The 18,030-nt window shown below is 63.4% G+C and carries 16 protein-coding genes; 10 read left to right on the top strand and 6 right to left on the bottom strand.

Translation table 11 applies throughout. From position 1 onward, the window contains the following. Nucleotides 1–66: 66 nt before the first annotated feature. Nucleotides 67–819 carry an SDR family oxidoreductase gene (locus KTR60_RS21260; RefSeq protein ID WP_007727631.1) on the top strand — a complete coding sequence of 251 codons (753 nt, stop codon included), beginning with the start codon at nucleotides 67–69 and terminating at the stop codon, nucleotides 817–819. Beyond that, nucleotides 819–2,141 carry an NAD(P)/FAD-dependent oxidoreductase gene (locus tag KTR60_RS21255; RefSeq protein WP_003946361.1) on the top strand — a complete coding sequence of 441 codons (1,323 nt, stop codon included), beginning with the start codon at nucleotides 819–821 and terminating at the stop codon, nucleotides 2,139–2,141. The genes KTR60_RS21260 and KTR60_RS21255 overlap by 1 nt, the downstream gene beginning before the upstream one ends. 3 nt (nucleotides 2,142–2,144) lie before the next feature. On the opposite strand, the gene KTR60_RS21250 is transcribed toward KTR60_RS21255, so the two are convergent. Beyond that, a complete protein-coding gene (locus KTR60_RS21250) occupies nucleotides 2,145–2,648 on the bottom strand; it encodes a hypothetical protein (protein ID WP_007727629.1) in 504 nt (167 codons plus the stop codon). A gap of 125 nt (nucleotides 2,649–2,773) precedes the next feature. Between KTR60_RS21250 and KTR60_RS21245 the strand changes: the two genes are divergently transcribed. From KTR60_RS21245 to KTR60_RS21235, 3 genes are read left to right on the top strand one after another with little or no spacing between them, the layout of a single operon-like run. Further along, nucleotides 2,774–3,244 carry a MarR family winged helix-turn-helix transcriptional regulator gene (locus KTR60_RS21245; protein ID WP_007727626.1) on the top strand — a complete coding sequence of 157 codons (471 nt, stop codon included), beginning with the start codon at nucleotides 2,774–2,776 and terminating at the stop codon, nucleotides 3,242–3,244. A gap of 37 nt (nucleotides 3,245–3,281) precedes the next feature. Further along, nucleotides 3,282–4,097, top strand: coding sequence for an ABC transporter ATP-binding protein (locus KTR60_RS21240; protein WP_371698823.1), 816 nt, complete (start codon nucleotides 3,282–3,284; stop codon nucleotides 4,095–4,097). Next, a complete protein-coding gene (locus KTR60_RS21235; protein ID WP_007727621.1) occupies nucleotides 4,057–4,875 on the top strand; it encodes an ABC transporter permease in 819 nt (272 codons plus the stop codon). Before KTR60_RS21240 ends, KTR60_RS21235 begins: the two co-directional genes overlap by 41 nt. Before the next feature lie 26 nt (nucleotides 4,876–4,901). Here the strand turns inward: KTR60_RS21235 and KTR60_RS21230 are convergent, their stop codons facing one another. Both KTR60_RS21230 and KTR60_RS21225 read right to left on the bottom strand, forming a co-directional pair. Further along, complete coding sequence (locus KTR60_RS21230) at nucleotides 4,902–5,345, bottom strand: helix-turn-helix domain-containing protein (RefSeq protein WP_003946341.1); 444 nt, start codon at nucleotides 5,343–5,345, stop codon at nucleotides 4,902–4,904. A gap of 551 nt (nucleotides 5,346–5,896) precedes the next feature. Next, complete coding sequence (locus KTR60_RS21225) at nucleotides 5,897–6,055, bottom strand: hypothetical protein (protein WP_155277906.1); 159 nt, start codon at nucleotides 6,053–6,055, stop codon at nucleotides 5,897–5,899. Nucleotides 6,056–6,265: 210 nt separating this feature from the next. Here KTR60_RS21225 and KTR60_RS21220 point away from each other — a divergent pair, with 210 nt between their 5' ends. Next, entirely contained in the window at nucleotides 6,266–7,078 is an 813-nt protein-coding gene (locus KTR60_RS21220) for an FAD:protein FMN transferase (RefSeq protein WP_007727618.1), read from the top strand. Between the two features lies 1 nt (nucleotide 7,079). On the opposite strand, the gene pgi is transcribed toward KTR60_RS21220, so the two are convergent. After that, nucleotides 7,080–8,735, bottom strand: a complete 1,656-nt coding sequence (pgi, locus tag KTR60_RS21215) for a glucose-6-phosphate isomerase (protein ID WP_118603670.1) — start codon at nucleotides 8,733–8,735, stop codon at nucleotides 7,080–7,082. A 92-nt stretch (nucleotides 8,736–8,827) separates the two neighbouring features. On the opposite strand from pgi, the gene KTR60_RS21210 reads away from it, so the two are divergent. Further along, the gene (locus KTR60_RS21210) at nucleotides 8,828–10,282 is read left to right on the top strand and encodes an NAD-dependent succinate-semialdehyde dehydrogenase (RefSeq protein ID WP_007727613.1); all 1,455 of its coding nucleotides are present in this window, start codon (nucleotides 8,828–8,830) and stop codon (nucleotides 10,280–10,282) included. Nucleotides 10,283–10,356: 74 nt separating this feature from the next. Here the strand turns inward: KTR60_RS21210 and KTR60_RS21205 are convergent, their stop codons facing one another. Then, nucleotides 10,357–10,683 (bottom strand): chorismate mutase, encoded by a 327-nt coding sequence (locus KTR60_RS21205; RefSeq protein WP_003946362.1) that lies wholly within the window; start codon nucleotides 10,681–10,683, stop codon nucleotides 10,357–10,359. Between the two features lie 316 nt (nucleotides 10,684–10,999). On the opposite strand from KTR60_RS21205, the gene pcrA reads away from it, so the two are divergent. Continuing rightward, the gene (pcrA, locus tag KTR60_RS21200; RefSeq protein WP_003946394.1) at nucleotides 11,000–13,492 is read left to right on the top strand and encodes a DNA helicase PcrA; all 2,493 of its coding nucleotides are present in this window, start codon (nucleotides 11,000–11,002) and stop codon (nucleotides 13,490–13,492) included. Between the two features lie 78 nt (nucleotides 13,493–13,570). Here the strand turns inward: pcrA and KTR60_RS21195 are convergent, their stop codons facing one another. Then, nucleotides 13,571–14,593 carry a M23 family metallopeptidase gene (locus tag KTR60_RS21195; protein ID WP_030534879.1) on the bottom strand — a complete coding sequence of 341 codons (1,023 nt, stop codon included), beginning with the start codon at nucleotides 14,591–14,593 and terminating at the stop codon, nucleotides 13,571–13,573. A gap of 232 nt (nucleotides 14,594–14,825) precedes the next feature. On the opposite strand from KTR60_RS21195, the gene KTR60_RS21190 reads away from it, so the two are divergent. After that, nucleotides 14,826–16,667, top strand: a complete 1,842-nt coding sequence (locus KTR60_RS21190) for a hypothetical protein (RefSeq protein WP_228401229.1) — start codon at nucleotides 14,826–14,828, stop codon at nucleotides 16,665–16,667. A 179-nt stretch (nucleotides 16,668–16,846) separates the two neighbouring features. Continuing rightward, entirely contained in the window at nucleotides 16,847–18,016 is a 1,170-nt protein-coding gene (gene sucC / locus KTR60_RS21185; RefSeq protein WP_003946426.1) for an ADP-forming succinate--CoA ligase subunit beta, read from the top strand. Nucleotides 18,017–18,030: the final 14 nt, after the last annotated feature.

Raw genomic sequence — 18,030 nt, 5'->3', positions numbered from 1 at the left:
GGATCGGTCCGAGTTCGCTCGGTTACCGCCGGGTACGAGAACTCGATGATGGTTACAGTTGCACTCATGACGCGGCAGAAGATTTTGATCACCGGTGCCAGTTCGGGTCTGGGTGAGGAGATGGCCAGGAGATTCGCCGCGGCCGGTCGCGACCTCGCGTTGTGTGCCCGGCGGACGGATCGTCTCGACACGCTGCGTGGGGAGCTGGTGGCGCAGTACCCGTCGATCAGCGTCGCAGTGCGCGAACTCGATGTGACCGAACACGATTCCGTCGTCCGGGTTTTCGGTGAGCTGCGCGACGAGTTGGGTGGCCTGGACCGGGTGATCGTGAACGCCGGGCTCGGCAAGGGCGCCAAGATCGGAACCGGAAAAGCGCACGCGAATCTTGCAACAGCGCAGACGAATTTTGTCGGCGCGCTGTCGCAGTGTGAAGCTGCGCTCGAGATCTTCCGCGCGCAGGACTCCGGACACCTGGTTCTCGTGTCCTCGATAAGCGCGGATCGGGGGCTACCCGGGCCAAAAGCGGCCTATTCGGCGAGCAAGGCGGGAGTAGCGGCGCTGGGTGAGGCGCTCAGTATCGAGTTGGCGCGCACACCTATTCGGGTCACCACGCTGCTGCCGGGCTTCATCAAGACCGACATGTCCGCCGGCGCCGGCGACGACGCTGCGCTCATGGCCAGTCTGGACGAAGGCGTCAGTGCCATGGTCGACGCTATCGAGAAGGAAACCACCCGAGCGGCGCTACCCGGCCTCAAGTGGCAAGGGATAGATGCGGCCCTACGATTCCTGCCCAACTCCGTGACAGCGAGGTTTGTCTGATGAGCATCCACATCTCGAACGGTAAGCCCCGGGTAGTGATCGTCGGTGGCGGCTTCGGTGGACTGTATGCAGCGAGACGACTCAAGAAGGCTGACGTCGAGGTGGTTCTGATCGACCGAGGGACCAGCCACGTCTTCCAGCCCCTGCTCTACCAGTGCGCCACGGGTCTGCTCTCCGAAGGGCAGATCGCAAGTCCGCTGCGACATCTGCTCGAGGACAACAAGAACACGAACGTCGTTCTGGGCGAGGCCAAGTCGGTGGACGCCGACGCCGGGATACTGACTGCCAGTCGCTTCGACGGGTCGACCTTCGAATTGCCGTACGACTACCTGATCGTGGCGGCTGGAATGCGCCAGTCCTACCACGGCCAGGACGAGTTCATCAAATGGGCGCCCGGCATGAAAACCCTCGACGACGCTTTGGCGATCAGGCGCAGTCTCATTGCTGCGTTCGAGATGGCCGAATCGCTCCCGACTGCGGAAGAACGTCGACCGTGGCTGACATTCGCCGTGGCGGGCGGCGGACCCACCGGCGTCGAATTAGCCGGACAGATCCGCGAATTGGCGATGCACGCGCTCACCAACGAGTTCCGGTCCATCGACCCTGACGAGGCAAGGGTACTGCTCTTCCACGGCGACGATCGGGTGCTCCCTTCGTTCAGTCGCAAGCTCTCGGCCGCCGCCAAACGTACTCTCGACGGGATCGGCGTCGAGACTCACCTCGGCGTGCACGTCACCGACGTGTGCGAGACCAGCATCGAGACGACGGACAAGAAGACAAAAGAGAAGCGGCAGTACGAGACCCGCACGATTCTGTGGACCGCGGGCGTCGAAGCAGTGCCGTTCGCCGAGGCACTGGCCACGGCGCTGGGTGTGAAGCAGGTCGGCGGTGGCCGCATCGAGGTGGAAGCCGATCTGACCGTTCCCGGCCACCCGAACGTCTACGTGGTGGGCGACCTCATGTCGCGGGACAAACTTGCCGGGGTGGCCGAGGTCGCGATGCAGGGTGGTCGGCACGCCGGTGCCCGGATCGCTGCAACCGTAGAAAACGGAGTGCCCAGCCGAAAACCGTTCAAGTACCGCGATCTTGGAACCGCGGCCTACATTTCGCGACGCCACGCGTTGCTTCAGGCAGGGCCGGTCCAGTTGTCCGGGTTCATCGGATGGGTGTCCTGGGGAATCATCCACATCGCGTTCCTCGCGGGGTTCCGCAATCGCGCCAGCACGGTGCTGAACTGGGGTGCAACCCTGGCGTCGAAGACGCGTCGGGAACGGGCAATCACGTACGGCGACCCCGAAACCGCTCGGCAGCCGTACAACTGAGGGTTACTCGGTCTTGAACACGGGGTTTCCGGCGGTGTCGATCATCCACCACAGGCTGCCGACGCTCTGTCCGAGCATGTCGCCGGGAACCTTGTCGTCGAGGTACCGATAGACGGGCTTGCCGTTGACGGTGATCTGGAAAGATCCTTCCGGCCCGTCGATGGTACCGATGACAGCGTCGATTCCTTCGACGATCGGCGAATCCGTGACCGAGGTGACCGCCGGCCAGTAACGCAGGCACGCTTCGTCGCACGACCCGGCTTGTGAGTTCTCCTCGTCCGGGTTGTAGACGTAGACGGTCATGCCTTCGCCGTCGACGGCGATCGTCCCGAGTGGGGAGTCGGCGGTCTTCAGCAGGGGTGCATCAGCGGCGGCGGGTGGCGACAGCGACGTCGAAATGGCAGTGACGTTGTCTGCGCTGTCCCCGGAATCGAGGGCGTCGGGCGAGCAACCGGTGAGGATCAGGGCGGTACTCGCAACTGTCGCGAACAACCACTGTCTGCGCATGACGTCTCCGTTCTGGGCGGGAGTGCTCGGGACAAGCAATCGGGGATACCCGTTGCGGACGAGCTGAAAACGCCGGGCGTCCGGATTCCTCGACAATAGCTCTGTTACAGAGCTATTGTGAGGTTGTGGATGGAAGCGGAGCAAATCTTGCGGATGACGTCCTGGAGACGCTCGGACAATTGCGCCGGGGCACGAGGAAGGCGTCGGGGCGGCCGTTTGCGGAACGACCGCTCGCCGGCGCCCAGATCGAACTCGTCAGGCTGCTACGACGCAACCCGGGTCTGTCGGTGGCCGAGGCTGCCGGGCGATTGGGTGTCGCGGCAAACACGGTGTCCACCTTGGTGCGGCAGCTCGTCGACGAGGGAGTGATCGAACGCGTTGCCGACGAGGCCGACCGCCGCGTCGCGCGATTGGTGCTCGCGGACGAGGCGCGCGCCCGCGTCGAGGTGTGGCGTGATCGCCGGAGTGTGATTGTCGGTCAGGCATTGTCGACTCTGACCGCAGAGGACAGGGCAAGTATCGAGGCTGCTCTACCGGCCCTGTCTCGATTGGCGAGCGCTCTGGCAGCAGCCGGATCGGAAGGCGGGGGGCAGTGAGATGCTGACGCAGTGGTGGAGGAGCCGAGCAGTACACATGCCTGACCCTGACGCACCCGCGGTCGAGATCGACTCGGTCACATACAAGTTCGGCGGTCATCGGGCGGTGGACAACCTGAGTCTGGTCGTCAACGCGGGGGAATGCTTCGGCCTGCTCGGTCCCAACGGTGCAGGAAAGACGACGACGATCAGGTTGCTCAACACGTTACTTCCTCTGCAAGAGGGTGACATTCGAATTCTCGGTCGCTCCGTTCGCAGCGAAGCGATGACCATTCGGCGCTACCTCGGGTACGTGCCACAACAGCTCTCGATCGAAAGCGCATTGACCGCACGCGAGAACGTGACCTGGTTCGCGCGACTGTACGACGTTCCGCGGTCCGAACGACGCGAGCGCGTCGACCAAGCGCTCGAGATGGTGGATCTGCTCGATTCAGGTGAGCGTCTCGCGTCGAGCTTCTCCGGCGGTATGGTGCGACGGCTCGAACTTGCGCAGGCACTGGTGAACCGACCGTCGCTGCTGGTGCTCGACGAACCGACGGTGGGGTTGGATCCCATTGCCCGCGAATCCGTCTGGAAGCGAGTGGCGGAGATGCAGAAGCGATACGGCATGACCGTCCTGCTCACGACGCACTACATGGAAGAAGCCGAGGAGTTGTGTGATCGTGTTGCGTTGATGCATCACGGTGAACTTCGTGCAGTGGGCGAGCCGAGCGCGTTGGCCGCCGAACTGGGGCCGGAGGCCACTCTCGAAGACGTATTCCGTCACTACACCGGCGACGACCTCACCGGCGGCAAGTCAGGAGGTCTCCACGATGTCCGCAGTGCCCGTCGCACAGCGCGCCGCTTGGGCTGATCCCACTACCAACAGTCTTGCTCGATTGCTCTCGAGAATTTACACATTCTGCCTCGTGGAAGTTCAGAAGTTGCGGCACGACCGATCTGAATTGGTCACGCGCGCAATCCAGCCGATCCTCTGGTTGGTGATCTTCGGTCAGACGTTCAGTCATATCCGAGCGATCCCGACTGGCGACGTACCGTATCTCGACTTTCTCGCGCCGGGCATCATTGCGCAGTCCGCGCTTTTTGTTGCGATCTTCTACGGAATCCAGATCATCTGGGAGCGTGACGCGGGAGTCCTCACCAAACTCATGGTGACGCCGACGCCACGAGCCGCGCTGGTCACCGGAAAGGCATTTGCAGCCGGTATCCGTGCGGTCGCCCAGGCCGTGGTCGTAGTCGTTGTAGCGGCGCTGCTGGGCGTGAGCATGACGTGGAACCCGATCAAGCTGCTCGGCGTCGTGGCTGTCGTTGTCCTCGGCTCGGCGTTCTTCGCCTGTCTGTCGGTTGCGATCGCGGGGATCGTGCTCAAACGAGATCGATTGATGGGCATCGGCCAGGCGATCACCATGCCGTTGTTCTTCGCGTCCAACGCTCTGTACCCGGTCGAACTCATGCCGACGTGGGTTCAGTGGCTCAGTCGCATCAATCCGCTGAGTTACGAGGTGTCAGCGCTGCGCGGTCTGCTGATCGGAATGCCGACCGACTACCTCGTCGACTTCGGCGTGCTGATCGGGGCCGCGCTGCTCGGAATCATCACAGCTTCGGCACTATTGGGCCGCTTGACTCGCTGATCTGACTCGCTGAACTTCGCTCCGGACTAGTCGCGAGTGAACGGTGGGGTGTAGGTGCTGCAATCCGGAGGGACGGCCGGGAGTCCTTCGGACGAGCGAAGTTTCTCCGCAATCGATGAGAGCAAGTCCTGCGATTCAGGGGAGAGATCGACCGCTTTTATGGCCAGAGAACGTAATTCGCTGTCGTGGAACTCCTCGACAACCGAACGGTCTTCTTCCGGAATCAGTTCGGGATCTTGGCGAGGTGTCGGGCCGAAGAAGTACTCTGCTGCTACGCCGAAGTAATCGGCCAATGCCAAAACGACTTGCTCCGATGGATTCGTGCGCACACCGCTCCGGAGTTGCGAGAGGTACGGTGTCGAAATCTTGCATCCACGTTGCGAAAGGGCTTCCACAACTTGTGCGTTGGTGAGTCTCGGTGCTGTGGCCGGGTACAAGGCGTTCAAACGGTCCTTGAATGAATCGGTCACAATTCCTCCCTCGAGCGTGACCCAGCGTCACAGCTACTTCGCAGTTTTCACATAGTAGACGACACGGTTATTCTGGACTCTGGTCGAAAGTCCTTTCACCTGCGGATATTTGGCGCAGAAAAATTCCAAAGACTTTGTAAAGTATGTGATTTTCGCCGCGTACTGACCGTTCGTTTTGCCAAGGTGTACGGCGGTAGCGTATAAGCCGAACGGTGGTGGTTACGCCATTGTGCTGCAGGTTCTTTCAGCCGGTCCTATCCATTTTGTGTCGATGCATTCCTGCTCGGTCTGTAACGTGCGAAGCGCTGCCGCCGGGCACCGGGCGTCGTCGTGCCGGCGGTTGGCGCGCCGCGTGTTCGGGACTTCTTCTCGGTGCTCTGCTCGACGCTCGCGCGCAGTGGTGGGCCCGTATTTTGCTGCACTCGAGAGTGAGCGCTCAGGTGTGTCCACCTGCGAAAGTGACGCGCATTGAAGCGGCCGATTGGTATGTCATCGACGTTGGAACACAGTGCTTCTCGTCGGTCCCCATTTTTCATGCGGTGACATAAGGTTCATGCGGTGACATCAGCGCCGCCCGGGCGTGTTGCTGCGGCGGACCGGGCTCGAAGCGCAGCCGGTCGGCCGGACATGTCGAGCGTCGACTCTGCGTCTTTCGGATCGGAATTGCCCGCTGCGCCAGTAGTAGTCGACGTCGTCGCAGTCAGGTGCATGTCAGAACCATGTGGAGGATTACACGTCTTGCACACGGAGGGCGACAGTCCGGGCGGCAATTCTGTCGCACAGATCTACCATCCAGTCCCCGCCGTGCGCTGCTCAACCTGCGGCATGTGTGCCTCGGCCTCGGAAGCGCTTTATGGCACGGGGGTTGCTGACCGGCGCATACTGGTTACAACACAGTGTGTTCGAAGGGCAGGACTGACATGGTCAGTGTCGAGAAGTGGGCGATGTGGGATTCCGCCGTGGAGGTGGACGTCACCGAGGGCGCTGCGCTGCCTACTGCGCACGCGTTGATCGCAGCTGCCATCGACGAAACCGAAGCGGTCTGCGACCTTCGCCGGGGAGACGCCGAGATTCACGCCGTCAACCTCGCTCAGGGAACTCCGGTCAAAGTGACACGACGTATGTCGGCTCTGCTGCGGTCGGCGCTGTGGGCTGCCCGTATGACCGGCGGTGCAGTCAATCCGCTTGCCGACAACTACTCCGAGGACGAATCCATCCCTCCGGTGCACCCGACCCCGACGTTCGAGGACGTACAGCTCGACGGAGACGTGGTGTACGCGCCCTGGGGTGCGTCGTTCGACATCACCGGAGTTGCCAAGGCCGACACCGTCGATCGCGCCGCGCAGATCGTCGCCGCCGAATTACAATGCGGCGTTGCTGTGCGGATCGGCGACGTGATCGCCACGGCCGGCCATGCACCGGCTGGTGGCTGGCAGATTCCGGTGCCGGACAGCGAAGAAGTCGAACTGATCAACGGAACCGCGATGGCGACGGCGCGGGCGCTGGAGCTGCCCTCCTGGGAGCCGAACCAGGAGCGGCCCTCCACGGAATGGGCACAGGTCTCGGTGATTGCTGACGACGCGGTGTGGGCGTACGCCGCGAGCGAAGCTGCGTTGATCCGGGGGATAAGCGCCATCAAATGGGTTGAACAGCAAGAGCTTCGGGCTCGGCTCGTCGACCGATCCGGACGCGTGTACACAACGGAAAGTTGGTTCGGCCCGGCGGCCGCGTGAGTCAGGCCCGTCCGCGCTCTCTGCGGTACCACTGCACCAGAGCATCTGTGGATGTGTCGCCGAGGTCGCCGGGTGTTGCTTCGGAAGAGAGCGCAGGCCCCAGTTCCATGGCTTGTGTCTTGCCGAGTTCGACGCCCCACTGATCGAACGGATTGACACCCCAGACAGCACCTTCGACAAATACCTGGTGCTCGTAAAGTGCGATCAGCTGACCGACGACCGAGGGGGTCAGCTCCTTCGCCAAGATAGTGCTCGACGGTCGGTTGCCTGGCATCACCTTGTGTGGCACCAGCTCCGGAGCAGTGCCCTCTGACGCGATTTCTTCGGCAGTCTTGCCGAACGCGAGAACCTTTGTCTGAGCGAAGAAGTTACTCATGAGCAGATCGTGCATTGATCCCGTGCCGTCCGCAGTAGGCAGATCGTCGGTGGATTCCGCGAACCCGATGAAATCGGCAGGCACCAGCCAGGTGCCCTGATGCAGGAGTTGGTAGAAGGCGTGTTGGCCGTTGGTTCCGGGCTCGCCCCAGAAGATCTCACCGGTGGACGTGGTCACCGGTGAGCCGTCGGCGCGAACCGATTTGCCGTTGGATTCCATGGTCAGCTGCTGCAGGTAGGCGGGAAAGCGCAGCAAGTCGTTGGAGTAGGGCAGCACTGCGCGGGACTGTGCGCCGAAGAAGTTGGAATACCAGAGCCCGATGAGGCCGAGGAGGACCGGCGCGTTCTGCTCGAGCGGTTGGTTTCGGAAGTGCGTGTCGATCTGGTGGAAACCGTCGAGGAACTCCGCAAAGCGAACGGGTCCGACGGCACACATGACCGACAAGCCGATCGCCGAGTCGACGGAGTAGCGCCCGCCGACCCAATCCCAGAACCCGAACATGTTCGCGGTGTCGATGCCGAACTCCGCCACACGGTCACCGTGGGTGGAGACTGCGACGAAATGCTTGGCTACGGCCGAGACGTCTTCGCTGCCCAGACCGGCGAACAGCCAACGCTTTGCCGCTGTCGCGTTGGTGAGGGTCTCGAGGGTGGAGAACGTCTTGGATGCGACGATGAAGAGCGTCGTCTCCGGATCGAGGTCGTCGAGCTGCCCGACCAGGTCGACAGGGTCGATGTTGGAGACGAACCGGACGCTGATTCCGGCGTCGGCGTAATGCCGTAGTGCGCGGTAGACCATCACCGGCCCGAGGTCGGAACCGCCGATGCCGATGTTGACGATGGTGCGGATGCGCTTGCCGGTAGCTCCGGTCCACTCGCCGCTGCGCACACGATCGGCAAAAGCGCCCATCGCGTCCAGAACTTCGTGAACGTCCGCGACGACGTCTTGACCGTCGACGGTCAGAGCAGAATCCTTGGGCAGACGCAGCGCTGTGTGCAGTACGGCGCGGTCTTCGGAAGTGTTGATGTGATCGCCCGCGAACATCGCGTCGCGTCGTGCCTCGACGCCGGCCTCGCGGGCCAGGTCGACGAGCAGCGCGAGAGTCTCGCGGCTGACGCGATGCTTGCTGTAGTCGATGTGAAGATCACCGGCGTCGATCGTCAGCTCTCGCCCGCGGGCTGGATCGTCCTGGAAGAGTTCTCGCAGGTGAACGCCTTCGATGTCGGCGTAATGAGCGCGCAGTTTCTGCCAGGCTGAGGTTCCGGTGATGTCAGTGCTCACGATCATCGACTTTAGTGGCACAAGCTGGAAACTTCCGCGTGAGTCTCGCTCGCGGGCAGACGGACGCGGCTCCGACGAGCATCATGGAACCCATGGACACATTCGAATTCATTCGATCAGTTCCCACCCAGTTGTTCGTCGGCGGTCGGTTCGTGCCCGCGGAGAACAACGCGACCTTCCCGGTGGCGGATCCGGCGACCGGGAAATCGTTGACCGATGTCGCCGATGCGAGCCCCGCGGACGCGCTGCGCGCTCTCGACGAAGCCGTGGCCGTCTCGTCGAAGTGGGCGAGCACACCTGCGCGCGAGCGTGGTGAAATCCTGCGAGCCGTCTTCGAGAAGATCACCGAGCGAGCGGAGGACGTGGCGCTGCTGATGACCCTCGAAATGGGCAAGGCACTCGCCGAAAGTCGCGCCGAGGTGAAGTACGGGGCTGAGTTCTTCCGGTGGTTCAGCGAGGAGGCCGTTCGCATCGGCGGGCGCTACACGCCGGCCCCGGCGGGCAACGGCCGGATCCTTGTCACCAAAGCGCCGGTCGGACCGTGTCTGGCCATCACTCCCTGGAATTTCCCGTTGGCGATGGGTACCCGCAAGATCGGCCCGGCGTTGGCCGCCGGCTGCACGATCATCGTCAAGCCCGCCTCGGAGACCCCGTTGACGATGTTGTTGCTTGCTCAGCTCATGGCCGAAGCCGGGTTGCCCGACGGAGTCCTCTCGGTGTTGCCGACATCGAAATCCGGTGAAGTGACCGGCCCTCTCATCGACGACCCTCGACTGCGCAAGCTCACCTTCACCGGGTCCACCGGCGTCGGCAAGATGCTGGTGGAGAAGTCCGCGAAGCGATTGCTCCGCACGTCGATGGAATTGGGTGGCAACGCACCCTTCGTGGTGTTCGACGACGCCGACGTCGACAAGGCAGTCGAGGGCGCGGTACTGGCGAAGCTTCGCAACGGTGGCGAAGCATGCACCGCCGCCAACCGGTTCCACGTCGCCAACGCCGTGCGTGAAGAGTTCACGACCAAGCTGACCGAGAAGATGGCGACTTTCACGATGGGACCCGGTACCGACCCGGAGACGAAGCTCGGCCCGCTGATCAACCAGAACCAACTCGACACGGTCGCGGAGTTGGTTGCAGATGCGGTGGATGCCGGGGCGAAGGTGCGACTGGGCGGCGAAGCGCCGGGTGGTGAAGGGTACTTCTATCCAGCCACGGTGTTGGCAGACGTTCCGGCCAGCGCGCGGATTCTGAAAGAAGAGGTGTTCGGACCCGTCGCCGCGATCACCGGCTTCGACACCGAAGCCGAGGGAATCGCAGCCGCCAACGACACCGAGTTCGGACTGGCCGCGTACATCTTCACGAGGGATCTCGACCGTGCGCTTCGGGTTTCCGACGCACTGGAATCAGGAATGATCGGCGTCAACCGCGGAGTGATCTCGGACGCGGCAGCGCCGTTCGGTGGCGTGAAGGAATCCGGATTCGGCCGCGAGGGCGGGACCGAGGGGATCGAGGAATACCTGAACACGAAGTACATCGCGCTCGAGAGCTGATACACACGCGAACGGCCACATCGGGACTGCCAGAGGCATCCGATGTGGCCGTTCGCAAGTGATCTGGGTGTGCGCTAGTGGCCCAGGCGTCCGCGGCCCAGGCGCAGGAGCAGCATCGCGAGAGTGTGGCCTTCCTGGCCCAGCTCGTTGAATCGTTCGAGGACCTTCATCTCGCGGCTGTGCACCAGACGCGGACCACCCGATGCCATCCGGGTACGGCCGATGATCTGGGAGACCTCGGAGCGGCGTTTGATGGCCGCGAGGATCTCGGCGTCGAGACGGTCGATTTCTTTCCGTAGTTCGTCGATCTCCGCCTCACTCTGGGGGATCTCGACGTCTGTCGGAGCAGTTTTTACAGTATCGACAGTATTTCCATGGGGGGCTGCAGCCTGGGTGCTCATTGCTATTCGTCTCCTCTTCCTACTGCGTGGATCGTGGTCTCGGCTCGGGTCGTTACCGATCCAGGCACACTGACGAAAATGCCCCGGATCCGATTCGGACCAGGGGCGGGTGAGCTGTTCAGATCACGTGCACCGAGGTCCGGGGCACGTAAAGTAACGCCACAGCGGGCCGACGGGGTCGGCCGTGTTGTCGCGAACGGAAATGCTGAACATAGCGTCCAGTTTGCCATGCTCGACACAGGTAATCCAAGTGCCTCTACCAGCAGGTGGACGCACTGACGACCGTGTCGGTGGACGCCGGTAGCGTGGACAGGCGATGAACACGTACCCAGCACTCGGTGAGCACGACGGACATTCCCAGCACGACGGGGGCGGCGCGCGGGGACACGACGCGGGTTCGGACGCCCTCCTCGAGGGTCTCAACCCGCAACAGCGCGAGGCCGTGGTCCATGCCGGTTCGCCGTTGCTGATAGTCGCGGGAGCCGGCTCGGGCAAGACTGCAGTGCTGACGCGTCGCATCGCCTATCTGTTGGCCGAACGGGGTGTCACCCCCGGTCAGATCCTGGCCATCACGTTCACCAACAAGGCTGCGGCCGAGATGCGCGAGCGTGTGGCAGCTCTTGTCGGACCGCGTGCCAACGCCATGTGGGTATCGACGTTCCACTCCAGTTGCGTGCGGATTCTGCGAGCACAGGCGGCGCTCCTACCCGGTTTGAACTCGAATTTCTCGATCTACGATTCCGACGATTCGCGTCGACTGCTGACGATGATCTCGAAGGACCTCGAGCTCGACACCAAACGATTCTCCGCGCGGCTTCTCGCCACTCACATCTCCAACCTGAAGAACGAACTCGTCGGACCGGAAGAGGCGGTTGTCGCAGCCGATCAGGATCCGGCCGAACTTCCGCGACTGATCGCCAAGGTCTACGGCCACTACCAACAGCGGCTGCGTGCGGCGAACGCACTCGACTTCGACGATCTCATCGGTGAGACCGTCGCGCTTCTTCAGGCGTTTCCACAGATCGCCGAGTACTACCGCCGCCGCTTCCGTCACGTGCTCGTCGACGAGTACCAGGACACCAACCACGCGCAATACATGCTTGTGCGTGAACTGGTCGGTGGAGCCGGCGAGTCCGACCACGCCGTTGCCCCGGCCGAACTGTGCGTCGTCGGTGACGCCGATCAGTCGATCTACGCGTTCCGCGGAGCCACTATCCGCAACATCGAAGAGTTCGAACGCGACTACCCGGATGCTCGGACCATCCTTCTCGAACAGAACTACCGTTCGACGCAGAACATTCTGTCTGCGGCCAACTCCGTGATTTCCAAGAACACCGGCCGACGAGAAAAGCGTCTGTGGACCGATTCGGGTGAAGGCGAACTGATCGTCGGCTACGTTGCAGACAACGAGCACGACGAAGCATCGTTTGTCGCCTCGGAGATCGATCGGCTGGTGGACCAGGGCGAGACCAAGTTCGCCGACATCGCGGTGTTCTACCGGACCAACAACTCCTCGCGCGCGCTCGAGGAGATCTTCATTCGACTCGGAGTGCCGTACAAGGTGGTCGGCGGCGTTCGCTTCTACGAGCGCAAGGAAGTTCGGGACATCGTCGCGTATCTGCGCGTCCTCGCCAACGAGGACGACACCGTGAGCCTGCGACGCATTCTCAACACGCCCCGACGCGGTATCGGTGATCGAGCCGAAGCCTGCGTCGCCGTGCACTCCGAGCATCGCAACATCAGCTTCGCCGCCGCTCTCCGTGACGGCGCGGAAGGCAAAGTGGCGCTGCTCAATACGCGGTCACAGAAGGCCATCGCGTCGTTCCTCGAGATGATGGACGGGCTGCGGGCCCTGCTACCGACAGCGGCCGCCGACGAGGACGAACCGTTCGAGCTCGGTGACATCGGTGAGGTTGCCGAGGCGGTGCTCGAGCGCACCGGCTACCGCGCCGAGCTTGCGGCGAGCAGCGATCCGCAGGATGGCGCGCGACTCGACAACTTGAACGAACTCGTCAGCGTGGCAAGGGAATTCAGTTCCGACGCGCGAAACGCGGCCGGGCTGATCGATCCGGACGACGAGGAAACCGCAGCAATGCGTGAAGGTGAACCCGATCCGGGTTCGCTTGCCGCCTTCCTCGAACGGGTATCGCTTGTCGCCGACGCCGATCAACTGCCGGACTCCGACGACGGCGTCGTGACCATGATGACGCTTCACACCGCCAAGGGCCTCGAGTTCCCGGTCGTCTTCGTCACCGGTTGGGAGGACGGGCAGTTCCCGCACATGCGCGCCCTCGGCGATCCGGCGGAGCTGTCCGAAGAGCGTCGACTTGCTTACGTCGGCATCACCCGTGCCAGGCAGCGCCTGTACCTGACGCGCGCGATCATGCGTTCGGCGTGGGGGCAACCGATCCAGAACCCGGCGTCGCGGTTCATCCAGGAGATCCCGGAGGACCTGATCAACTGGCGCCGTGAGGATCCGGGCACCGGTGGCGGATTCGGAAGCGGCAGGCCGGGTTACGGCAGCGGAAGCCGCTACGGCAGCCAGGGCGGCCAGGGATACGGCGGCGGGCAGAACTACGGGGGAGGGTCCGGCAAGGCCGCGTCGACTCCCAGTTTCGGGGCCGCGCGTGGCCGCAACAACGTTCTGGTCCTCGCCACGGGTGACCGCGTCAGTCACGACAAGTACGGTCTGGGCACCGTGTTGGAAACCAAGGGCACTGGCCCCACCGCGACGGTCACCATCGACTTCGGTAGCGCGGGCAAGGTGCGGTTGATGCTCATCGGCGGTGTGCCGATGGTCAAGCTGTAGAAGACAGGCAAAAACTTCCGGCCCGTACCTGGAAAGGTGCGGGCCGGAAGTTTTTCATCAGAAGCGTTGGGCTTGCGATCAGTCCTGCTCGACGCCGAGGCTGATGCCGCGTGAGGCGAGCCAGGGGAGGGGATCGATCTTGTTCTCGCCGGCGAGATGAACCTCGAAGTGAAGGTGCGGGCCGGTGGAGAAGCCGCGGTTGCCGACAGTGGCGATCTGGTCGCCGGCCATGACCTGCTGACCAACCGTGACGGTGGACGTGTCGATGTGGCCGTAGACGGTGATCGTTCCGTCTGCGTGCTGTAGGCGTACCCACATGCCGAACCCGGAAGCCGGACCTGAATCGATGACCTTGCCGTCGGCGACCGCGACGATGGGCGTCCCGATCGGGGCGGCGATGTCGACGCCGGCGTGCAGGGTGCCCCAGCGGGTGCCGAAGTTGGACGTGAACGTGCCCACTGCCGGCAGGACGAACAGCGGGCGACGGGCAGCGGCTTCGCGTGCTGCGCGCTCGTCACTGAAACGCTGGCCCTTGGCAAGCAGGTTGCTGAACTGGGAGAGGTCGGTCGGCGCTGCGACGTTGAGGACCTGCGGAGCGTCGGCCTCGGTGGTGGCTGCCGTGGAGGTGGCCGGAGCGAACTGAGCGGCCTGCGGTTCTGCGGTGGTACCGATCGCGGAGGACTCGTTGGCGAGTGCAACTTCCGAGTGGTCGGCGGCAGAAGAGGAACCGTCGTTGACAACTGCCTGGCCCGCGGCGACAACCGCGCCGGCTGCAACTGCCAGAACGGCGGCGCGGCCCTTGAGAGCGGAGGGAGGGGTGGGGAGTCGGTGAGCACCGCTGCGGCGAACCGGAGATTCGACATCGACTGTCGGTGCGGAGGAGGCGTAAGTGGGGGTGCTGATCACGTCGGACTCGACGAACTCGTGAGAGTCGGAATCTGACGACGTGGAGGATGAATTTCGAGTGAACATATCGGTAGAGATCTCAGAACTTTTGGTCTCGGTGTAACGCCTGGCCGAGTGCGTTGGATAAGTGGTCGTGACCTCGTCTGGAGCTGAGTTCGAGAACCTACTAGCGGTGAACTGGCTGCGGTGATGCATATGCCGGTTCTCTCCTCGAGTTCGTGATCAGCCCGTGACTTAGACCGACTGACGGTAACGAAATGATTGCGATGGGCGCAAGCCGTAGCGGAAACCTGTCCGATTATGTGACGTGCCTCACAGCTTGACCTGGGAATATGTCGATCCGGGCAAAACGGACGAATCATCTCGTTTCGTGATCGCGCGTGTCACAACCGGATCACCGGTCCATTCAGGCACTACCGTCGATCGAGTGTCCACAACACCTGGAACTACGTCGCAGGCGCGTATCGACGACCCCGGAGTGAAGTCCGGGGCGCCACTCGCGGCGGTAATCGGACTGCTCGGTGCCGTCGGAGTGGCAGCCAGTCCCGTCGTCGGAGTCGGGAGTGGCCGCGGGGTCGACACGACGGGGGCTCTTGCTTCCGCCGCTCTCTTCGCTGCCGTCTGCACGATCGTCGTGCCGCTGGTTGCGGTGCTCACCTCGGGGCGCAGGCCCGCCTTCGCAGGTGGACTCCTGGCAGGTATCGGCGCGGTGTCCCTCGGCGCGGCGATCCTCGACGTTCAGTTGTTCGTCGACGCAATCGATGCAAACCGCTTGGACCTTTTCCGTCCGATTTCGGCGGGTTCGATCGATGCGGGTCCGGGCGCTTATCTCGCGCTCGCGGGCCACGGACTTCTTGTGGTGTCCGGTGTCCTCGGCTTCATGGTCGTCCATCGTGAATCGGAGCGGGACGGATACGGCAGCGCTCGCGCCGCGGAATTCGACGGGCGATCGGTTGGCGGGCGGATCGGTGGGTGGCCGACAGCGCTGCTGATTCTGGCCGCGGTGGTGTTCGTGCTCTCCCTGTTCGGTCCTTCCTTCAGTTCGCAGGATCCGATCTTTCTGGTCAAACCGCTCGTCGACTCGGCGGCGGCCACCGCCGTCGGTACGGGATTGGTCGGCGTCGCGGTACTCGTTGCGGTCGCGGCGGCATTGACGTCCATCTCGCTACCGGTGGGCTGCGGCGCCCTGATCGGTGTCGGTCTCGGCGCACTCGCAGTCAGTGGAACCAGGGTGATGGCTGGGTTCGCGGCCGGCGATCGGATCGGCGTCGGTTCGGGATCGGTGGTCGGGGCGCTGGCCGCCGTGGTCATCGCCGTGATCGGAGTTTCAGCTCCCTACCTCGCATCCAGGCGTGAAAGAGATGCGATTCCCGCTGAAAGTGTGGTTCGCGCACCCGCGAAGACGACAAAGGGTGCGCTGAAAGCGGCGATGGTGGCTCAGTCCCGGGCGGCGCAAGCGCGGGTGAACAGACTTCACCGCGTTGCCGGTATCGGCGCAGTTGTCACCGCAGCAGTGGCGGCCCTGGGGGTGGCACTTCCGGTCCTGTCGTTGCCGGAGAACATCCCCGAACCGTCCATGCTCTCGTCTCGAGTTGTCTTGCTCGCGGCTGCTGTACTGCTGGTCGCCGGTCTGGGCTTGTTCGCCCCGGGCCGCGCCGCGGTGGTGCGGCCGGCCGTCGGCGTGTTGTGGACCACGGTCGTGATGGGAGTCGCCGCTGTCATGCAGTCGGCTTTCATCGCCACGGACGTACCGGGCGTCGGGTTGGGGGCCGGTGCCTTCGTGCTCTGCGGCGCGGCTTTCCTCGCTGCGGCGACGGGACTGCTCGTCTGGCTGGCGGGAAGCGCCGAGCGTGAGGATGTCGACACGTCGGTAGGTGGCGGTTCGCGAGGGCTGGTGCTTATCGTCGGTGGGATCGGCGCCGTCGCTGTCCTGATCGGAACCGCGCTTCCCCTCTATCAGGGCGACGCCTATACGGCGGCCTCAGTTCTGGAGTGGCCGTGGGGAATTGACGTCTGGGGTCAACTGCTCGTCGGCGTCACCGTCGTGATCGCCGCTGTGATCGCAGCGTCCGCGCGGCCGTCGCGGGGCGCGGCATTGCTGATCGGATCTGCCGTGGCAGCTCTGGTGTACGTCGGTGAGTGGCCACTCACGTCATCGCGCATATCGGACGCAACCGTGGGGGTGGGTGCGATCACAGCGGCCACGGGCATAGTGTTGCTTCTCGTTGCAGCGTTCTCGAGCGCAAGAATCAGTGAGACTGATGCTTGACAAATTCGGTGTGGCCACCTTGCCGAATCGGTGAGGCGTGCCTCATCGGGCAATTGCGCGTGACTTGGGCCACATAGCATCAATGCGGGCGCAAACCGAACGCGGCAACTGGTTAAAGTCCAGAACAGACCCGCTCCTACCCCTCGAGCGGGTGACAACGCAGACGAGACGGTGAGCAGATGGATCTCTTCGAATACCAGGCGAAGGAACTCTTCGCCAAGCACGGAGTGCCGACTTCGGCTGGACGTGTTACAGACACAGTCGCCGGCGCACGCGAGATTGCCGAAGAAATCGGTAAGCCCGTGATGGTGAAGGCACAGGTCAAGGTAGGCGGCCGCGGCAAGGCCGGTGGCGTCAAGTACTCGCCCGACGTGGATGCCGCAGTGGCAAACGCCGAGGCAATCCTGGGCCTGGACATCAAGGGCCATGTCGTCAAGAAGCTGCTGGTCGCAGAGGCAAGTGACATTGCCGAGGAGTACTACATCTCCTTCCTGCTCGACCGCACCAACCGCACCTACCTGGCCATGTGCTCGGTAGAGGGTGGCGTCGAGATCGAGGTCACCGCCGAGGAGAACCCCGACGCTCTCGCCAAGATCCCCGTCGACGCAGTCAAGGGCGTCGACCTCGCGTTCGCGCGCAGCATCGCCGAGGCAGGAAAGCTGCCCGCAGAGGTGCTCGACGCAGCGGCCGTGACGATCCAGAAGCTGTGGGAGGTCTTCATCGGCGAAGACGCACTCCTCGTCGAGGTCAACCCCCTCGTTCGTACGCCTGACGATCAGATCCTCGCCCTCGACGGCAAGGTCACCCTCGACGAGAACGCAGCGTTCCGTCAGCCCGGCCACGAGGCATTCGAGGATCGCGACGCTACCGATCCCCTCGAGCTCAAGGCCAAGGAAAACGACCTCAACTACGTCAAGCTCGACGGTGAGGTCGGAATCATCGGCAACGGCGCAGGCCTGGTCATGTCCACGCTGGACGTCGTCGCATACGCCGGCGAGAACCACGGTGGCGTCAAGCCCGCCAACTTCCTCGACATCGGCGGCGGAGCTTCCGCTGCAGTCATGGCTGCCGGCCTGGATGTCATCCTCAACGATGCACAGGTCAAGAGCGTGTTCGTCAACGTCTTCGGCGGCATCACCGCGTGTGACGCAGTTGCCAACGGCATCGTCGGCGCACTGAAGACCCTGGGTGACGAGGCCAACAAGCCGCTCGTCGTTCGCCTGGACGGAAACAACGTCGAAGAGGGTCGTCGCATCCTCGCCGAGGCCAACCACCCGCTGGTCACGGTCGTCGCAACCATGGACGAGGCCGCCGACAAGGCCGCCGAACTCGCTCACGCAGCGAAGTAAGGGACTCACAGAAC

Origin of the sequence: Rhodococcus sp. C1 (assembly GCF_020809065.1) — a bacterium.
Classification (GTDB): Bacteria; Actinomycetota; Actinomycetes; order Mycobacteriales; family Mycobacteriaceae; genus Rhodococcus_F; species Rhodococcus_F qingshengii.
Note: the sequence above shows the minus strand (reverse complement) of the source record. Positions and strands in the feature narration are given on the sequence as shown.